The sequence below is a fragment of the Arenimonas sp. genome, assembly GCF_044348765.1.
GTDB lineage: Bacteria > Pseudomonadota > Gammaproteobacteria > Xanthomonadales > Xanthomonadaceae > Arenimonas.
Genome location: NZ_JBIKSE010000004.1, coordinates 60,911 through 67,769 on the forward strand (window position 1 = coordinate 60,911; position 6,859 = coordinate 67,769).

General features: G+C 59.2%; 8 protein-coding genes. All 8 read right to left on the bottom strand.

The window, feature by feature from the left end:
* Positions 1–12: 12 nt before the first annotated feature.
* The 8 genes from atpD to ACIQ0Q_RS01680 all read right to left on the bottom strand — a co-directional run bounded on the left by atpD (position 13) and on the right by ACIQ0Q_RS01680 (position 6,609).
* On the bottom strand, positions 13–1,422 hold the full coding sequence (atpD, locus tag ACIQ0Q_RS01645; protein WP_395770623.1) for a F0F1 ATP synthase subunit beta: 1,410 nt from the start codon (positions 1,420–1,422) through the stop codon (positions 13–15).
* Between the two features lie 55 nt (positions 1,423–1,477).
* On the bottom strand, positions 1,478–2,341 hold the full coding sequence (atpG, locus tag ACIQ0Q_RS01650; protein ID WP_395771200.1) for a F0F1 ATP synthase subunit gamma: 864 nt from the start codon (positions 2,339–2,341) through the stop codon (positions 1,478–1,480).
* Positions 2,342–2,395: 54 nt separating this feature from the next.
* Entirely contained in the window at positions 2,396–3,940 is a 1,545-nt protein-coding gene (gene atpA / locus ACIQ0Q_RS01655) for a F0F1 ATP synthase subunit alpha (protein ID WP_395771201.1), read from the bottom strand.
* A 43-nt stretch (positions 3,941–3,983) separates the two neighbouring features.
* The gene (locus ACIQ0Q_RS01660; protein WP_395771202.1) at positions 3,984–4,511 is read right to left on the bottom strand and encodes a F0F1 ATP synthase subunit delta; all 528 of its coding nucleotides are present in this window, start codon (positions 4,509–4,511) and stop codon (positions 3,984–3,986) included.
* An 11-nt stretch (positions 4,512–4,522) separates the two neighbouring features.
* Positions 4,523–4,993 (bottom strand): F0F1 ATP synthase subunit B, encoded by a 471-nt coding sequence (locus tag ACIQ0Q_RS01665; RefSeq protein WP_395771203.1) that lies wholly within the window; start codon positions 4,991–4,993, stop codon positions 4,523–4,525.
* Positions 4,994–5,081: 88 nt separating this feature from the next.
* Positions 5,082–5,363: a F0F1 ATP synthase subunit C gene (gene atpE, locus ACIQ0Q_RS01670; RefSeq protein WP_188450283.1), complete on the bottom strand. Its 282-nt coding sequence runs from the start codon at positions 5,361–5,363 to the stop codon at positions 5,082–5,084.
* A gap of 54 nt (positions 5,364–5,417) precedes the next feature.
* Positions 5,418–6,215, bottom strand: coding sequence for a F0F1 ATP synthase subunit A (gene atpB, locus ACIQ0Q_RS01675; protein WP_395771204.1), 798 nt, complete (start codon positions 6,213–6,215; stop codon positions 5,418–5,420).
* Between the two features lie 28 nt (positions 6,216–6,243).
* Positions 6,244–6,609 carry a hypothetical protein gene (locus tag ACIQ0Q_RS01680; RefSeq protein WP_395771205.1) on the bottom strand — a complete coding sequence of 122 codons (366 nt, stop codon included), beginning with the start codon at positions 6,607–6,609 and terminating at the stop codon, positions 6,244–6,246.
* Positions 6,610–6,859: the final 250 nt, after the last annotated feature.

Genomic DNA, 6,859 nt, shown 5'->3' on the forward strand with positions numbered 1-6,859 from the left:
TGCTCCGGTGGATTACGCGGCGGCGCTCATTTTCTTGGCTTTCTCGATGGCTTCATCGATGCCGCCGACCATGTAGAAGGCCTGTTCCGGCAGATGGTCGCATTCGCCGTCACAGATCATCTTGAAGCCACGGATGGTTTCTTTCAGGGTGACGTATTTGCCCGGCGAGCCGGTGAACACTTCGGCCACGTGGAACGGCTGCGAGAAGAAACGCTCGATTTTACGGGCGCGCGACACGGCCTGCTTGTCTTCTTCCGAAAGCTCATCCATACCCAGAATGGCGATGATGTCCTTCAGTTCCTTGTACTTCTGCAGGGTCGACTGCACGCGGCGGGCGGTGTCGTAGTGTTCGTTGCCGATCACGTTCGGGTCCAGCTGGCGCGAGGTCGAGTCGAGCGGATCCACGGCCGGATAGATACCGAGCGAGGCGATGTTGCGCGACAGCACGACGGTGGCGTCGAGGTGGGCGAAGGTGGTCGCCGGCGACGGATCGGTCAGGTCGTCCGCGGGCACGTAAACGGCCTGGATCGAGGTGATCGAACCGGTCTTGGTCGAGGTGATGCGTTCCTGCAGAACGCCCATTTCCTCGGCGAGGGTCGGCTGGTAACCCACGGCCGACGGCATACGGCCCAGCAGCGCCGACACTTCGGTACCGGCCAGGGTGTAGCGGTAGATGTTGTCGACGAACAGGAGCACGTCACGGCCTTTGCCGGTGGTCGGATCTTTGTCATCACGGAAGAACTCTGCCATGGTCAGGCCGGTCAGCGCCACGCGCAGACGGTTGCCCGGCGGCTCGTTCATCTGGCCGTACACCATCGCCACTTTGTCGAGGACGTTGGAGTCCTTCATTTCGTGGTAGAAGTCGTTGCCTTCGCGGGTACGCTCGCCCACGCCGGCGAACACCGACAGGCCGCTATGCTGCTTGGCGATGTTGTTGATCAGTTCCATCATGTTCACGGTCTTGCCAACGCCGGCGCCGCCGAACAGACCGACCTTGCCGCCCTTGGCGAACGGACACATCAGGTCGATCACCTTGATGCCGGTTTCCAGCAGTTCGTTGGTCGAGCTCTGCTCTTCATACGACGGGGCCGCGCGGTGGATTTCCCAGTGCGCCTTGGCATCGACCGGACCGGCTTCGTCAATCGGATTGCCGAGCACGTCCATGATGCGGCCGAGGGTGCCGGTACCGACCGGAACCGAAATCGCGTGACCGGTGTTGGTCGCGACCAGGTTGCGTTTCAGACCGTCGGTGGAACCGAGCGCGATGCAGCGCACGATGCCGTCGCCCAGCTGCTGCTGGACTTCGAGGGTGATTTCGGTGTTCTCGACCTTCAGCGCGTCATACACTTTGGGCACTTCGTTGCGGTTGAACTCGACGTCCACCACCGCGCCGATGATCTGTACAATCTTGCCTTGGCTCATTTCGGTATCCTCAAAAAGTCAAATCTGTAATTCGTGAATGGGTGCGCCAGGCGCGTTATACAGCGGCGGCGCCGCCGACGATTTCGGAAATTTCCTGGGTAATCGCCGCTTGACGCGCCTTGTTGTAAATCAATTGCAGGGTTTCGATCAGCTTGTTGGCATTGTCGGAAGCCGACTTCATGGCGACCATGCGCGCGGCATGTTCCGAAGCCAGATTTTCCAGCACCGCCTGGTACACCAGCGACTCGACGTAACGCGTGACCACGTGGTTGAGCACGGTCTTGGCGTCCGGCTCGTACAGGTAATCCCAGCTGTGTTTGGAATCGAGCGCTTCATCAGCCGGCAGCGGCAGCAGCTGGTCCTGTACCGGACGCTGTGCCATGGTGTTGATGAAGTCGTTGTAGCACAGGAACACGCGGTCGATGTTGCCGGCTTCGAAACCGTCGAGCATGACCTTGATCACGCCGATCAGTTGTTCGACATGCGGCTGTTCGCCCAGATGGGTGACCGAGGCCAGCATGTTGACTTTCAGACGGCGGAAGAAGGTGGCGGCTTTCTGGCCTACGCACACCAGATCGATTTCGACACCCTTGTCCTGCCACACGCGCATGTCGGCCAGGATGCGGCGGAACATCTGCGAGTTCAGGCCGCCGCAAAGGCCGCGGTCGGTCGATACGATGATGTAGCCGACGCGTTTGACGTCTTTGCGCTCGACCATGAACGGGTGCACATAGTCGGTATTCGCTTTGGCCACGTGACCGACGATCTGACGCATCATGCGCGCGTACGGGCGCGATGCCTTCATGCGGTCCTGGGCCTTGCGGATTTTAGAGGCTGAGACCATTTCGAGCGCACGCGTCACCTTGCGGGTGTTTTGCACGCTCTTGATTTTGGTCTTGATTTCGCGTCCGCCTGCCATGTCTTTCTCGCTATCGCTTGTGGGGTTGCGGGCACCCAAGGGCGCCCGGTCGCATTACCAGCTGCCGGTGGCCTTGAATTCGGAAATCATCTGCTTGAACTGTGCTTCGATGTCCTTGTCCCAGGCGCCGGTGGCGACGATGTTCTTTTCCAGTTCACCGTAGCTGTTGGCCATATGCGCGTGCAGGCCGGCTTCGAAAGCCAGGATCTGCGGCAACGCCACGTCATCGAGGTAACCTTCGTTGGCGGCGTAGATCGACAGCGCCATTTGCGCGATCGACATCGGTGCATACTGCTTCTGCTTCATCAGTTCGGTCACGCGCTGACCGCGTTCAAGCTGCTTGCGGGTGGCTTCGTCAAGATCGGAAGCGAACTGCGCGAACGCCGCCAGCTCACGGTACTGGGCGAGCGAAATACGGATACCGCCCGACAGCTTCTTCATGATAGTGGTCTGTGCGGCGCCGCCGACGCGGGACACCGAGATACCGGCGTTTACCGCAGGACGGATACCGGCGTTGAACAGATCGGTTTCCAGGAAGATCTGGCCGTCGGTGATCGAAATCACGTTGGTCGGCACGAACGCCGAAACGTCACCGGCCTGGGTTTCGATGATCGGCAGCGCGGTCAGCGAGCCGGTCTTGCCCTTAACGGCGCCGTTGGTGAACTTCTCGACGTACTCTTCGTTGACGCGGGCAGCGCGTTCGAGCAGACGGGAGTGGAGATAGAACACGTCGCCCGGATAGGCTTCACGGCCAGGCGGACGGCGCAGCAGCAGGGAGATCTGGCGGTAGGCCACGGCCTGCTTGGAAAGATCGTCGTACACGATCAGGGCGTCTTCGCCGCGGTCGCGGAAGTATTCGCCCATGGTGCAGCCCGAATAGGCCGAGATGTACTGCATGGCGGCCGATTCGGACGCGGTGGCGGCGACCACGATGGTGTGGGCCAGCGCGCCGTTTTCTTCCAGGCGGCGCACGACGTTAGCGATCGAGCTGGCTTTCTGGCCGATGGCGACGTAAATGCACTTCACGCCGGTGCCTTTCTGGTTGATGATGGCGTCGATAGCGAGTGCGGTCTTGCCGGTCTGGCGATCGCCGATGACCAGCTCGCGCTGGCCGCGGCCGACCGGAATCATGGCGTCGACGGATTTATAACCGGTCTGCACCGGCTGCGACACCGATTTACGCCAGATCACGCCTGGAGCCACTTTCTCGACCGGGGCGGTCAGCGATGCGGTAATCGGGCCTTTGCCATCAATCGGCTCACCCAGCGCGTTGACCACGCGACCGAGCAGTTCCGGACCGACCGGCACTTCCAGAATGCGGCCGGTGGTTTTGGCCACATTGCCTTCCAAAAGATGCTCGTAATCGCCGAGGACCACGGCGCCGACCGAGTCACGCTCCAGGTTCAAGGCCAGCGCGAAGGTATTGTTCGGCAGCTCGATCATTTCACCCTGCATCACATCGGCCAAGCCATGGATGCGCACGATGCCGTCGGAAACGGAGGTCACGGTGCCTTCGTTACGGGCCTCGGAGGCCAGGTTCACTTTGTCGATTCGACTCTTGATCAGTTCACTGATTTCGGACGGATTGAGCGTCTTCATTGGAATTCCTAGGTTTCTGGCCGTAGCCAGCGGTTAATTGAAATTAATTGGCAAGATTTGCGTTGAGACGAGCCAGCTTGTTGCGCACCGAACCGTCGATCACCACATCGCCGGCATCGATCACCGCACCGCCAATCAGCGAAGCATCGACCGCAGTCTGCACCTCGACATCACCACCGAATCGCTTTTTGAGCGCATCCGTCAGCGACTTCAGGCTCTCGGCGGACAAGGGCTCAGCGGACGTGATGTTGGCTCTGACCACATGTTCGCTTTCGGCGCGCAGGGCTTCGAACAAGGCGTAGATTTCCGGCAGCAACGGCAGCCGTCCATTCTCGGAAAGCACTGAGAAGAATCCGCGAACGGACTCTGGCGCTTCCGGATGACTAATCAGGTCCAGTAGCTGTGCTACGGAAACCCGGGGATCGTCGAGCATATCGGCGAGATGGGGAACCGAGACGGCCTGCGCGGAAAACGCAAGCGCTTCCGAGACATCCTTCAGAGAACCTACTTCTTTCGCTAGCATGAAAATGGCGCGGGCGTAAGGGCGGGCGAGCGTGGTGGCTTGACTCATGATTGGTTGGCTCAAATTTCCGAAGCCAGCTCATCAAGCAGCGCTTTATGGGCGTTGCCGTCGATTTCGCGGCGGATCAGTTTTTCGGCACCGGCCAGAGCCAGCACGGACACCTGCTTGCGCAGTTCCTCGCGGGCCTTGTTGGCGGATTGTTCAATTTCGGCATCGGCGCTGGCTTTCACGCGCTGGGCCTCGGCAACGGCTTCGTCCTTAGCGGCGTCGATAATTTGCAGACGACGGGCCTCAGCCTGAGCAATGATTTCATTCGCCTTGGCACGTGCTTCACGAAGGACCTCGTTGACCTTCTCTTCGGCCGAAGCCAGGTCTTTCTTGCTGCGATCGGCGGCGGCCAGGCCTTCAGCAATCTTGGCCTGGCGCTCTTCGATGGCAGCCAGGAGCGGCGGCCAGATCTTGGTCGCGACGATCCAGATCAAACCGGCGAAAGCCAGCGCCTGGGATATAAGGGTAAGACCGATATTCATTTCAATACGCTCTGAAAAGTTCGGGTTTAGGCACGTGGCGCCCGTATTGTCCGGATGCGGACCGGCTGACCGGTCCGCGGATCAGGCATCAGGCGGCGGGAACGAACGCTGTAGCCAGCGGGTTAGTGAAGGCCAGCAGCAGGGCGATAGCGACGGTGATGATGAACGCAGCATCGATCAGGCCGGCGGTAATGAACATGCGGACCTGCAGCACCGGAATCAGTTCCGGCTGACGGGCGGCTGATTCCAGGAATTTACCGGCCATCAGAGCCAGGCCAAGACCGGCACCGAGCGCGGCCAGGCCGATCATGATGCCAATGGCCAGGGCGGTGCTAGATTGGACTTGGGCGAGTTGAACGAGGGTTTCCATGGTTATCTCCAGATTGAAATCAAGAACGGTTGAAAGGAAAAGTGAAACAGAAAATCAGTGGCTGTCTTCCGACAGACTGAGGTATACGATTGACAGCATCATGAAAATGAAGGCTTGCAGCGGAATCACGAGCAGATGGAACAGCATCCAGCCCAGACCGAAGACCCCGCCGGCCAACATACCGAACACGCTGGCACCGCCGAGCACCCAAATGAGCAGGAACACAATCTCGCCGCCGAACATGTTGCCGAACAACCGCATAGCAAGCGAAATCGGCTTGCTGACCCACTCAACGATGTTGAGAATCAGATTGAACGGCAGCATCCATTTGCCAAATGGCGCGGTCAGAAATTCATGGGTGAACCCACCCAGGCCCTTACTGCGCAACGCGAAAAAGATCATTAGGAAGAACACGCTGATTGACAAGCCAAGAGTGGCATTGACATCGGCGGTCGGTACCGGCTTCCAGTAATGTACGCCGACCAGCTCCAAGGGCTTGGCGATGAAATCGGCTGGAATCATCTTCAGCATGTTCATCATCAGAATCCAGAAGAACAGAGTGATCGCGACGGGTGTCACGAGCTTGCTGGGGCCGTGATAGGTGTCACGTGCCTGCTTGTCAACGAACTCAAGACAAATCTCCACGAAGGCCTGCCATTTGCCTGGAACGCCGGAAGTCGCCTTGCGTGTGGCGAGCCAGAATGCGAACACCACCAGCAGCCCCATCAGAACCGAGGTCACCATGGTGTCGATGTGCAACGTCCAGAAGCCGCCATCCTGCACCGGCACGGTGAGATTCTTCAAGTGGTGCTGGATATAATTGGTAGGGGTAAGGGCTTGTTCGGACGCCATGGCTTCATTCAACTCAAATCAAATTCGGTTAACGTTTCATTGCTGCGAGGAACTGGGCCAGCAGACCGACCGCGAGCCCGATAAGGACGTACAGTGGCAGCAATCCCAACAACAGGGTTCCGAGCAACAAAACCGCGATTACCACAAACCACTTCAACAACAGGCCAGCGATCAACCGGAGCAACGCACCCTCGGCTGACTGGGCACGACCGGTGAACGTGACTCTCGCCGCTGCCCAGGAAGAAGCGACGATCGCGACTCCGCCTAACAGCACCGCAGCAGCCTGACGCATGCCCACAGCAAGGAAAAACGCGGACAACACACCGATCACGACGGCCTGCAGGGCAATGGTCCTGAGCGCGAGCTGCTGTCCCGCCACCGTAGTATTCCTCACCTTGCCGACTCCCGGGCACGAATTTCGGGCAAAACCGCACCGAAGCCGCGGTATTGTACCAATAGCCGACGGTTTTTGCCATCGAAATTAAGCGATTTCTCACGCACCAGAGACCTGTCGGCGCAATAAAAACCCCCGATCCATGAGGACCGGGGGTTGGGGTAAAGACCCTGGCGATGACCTACTCTTGCATGACAGAATCACACTACCATCGGCGCGGTTGCGTTTCACTTCCGTGTTCGGGATGGGA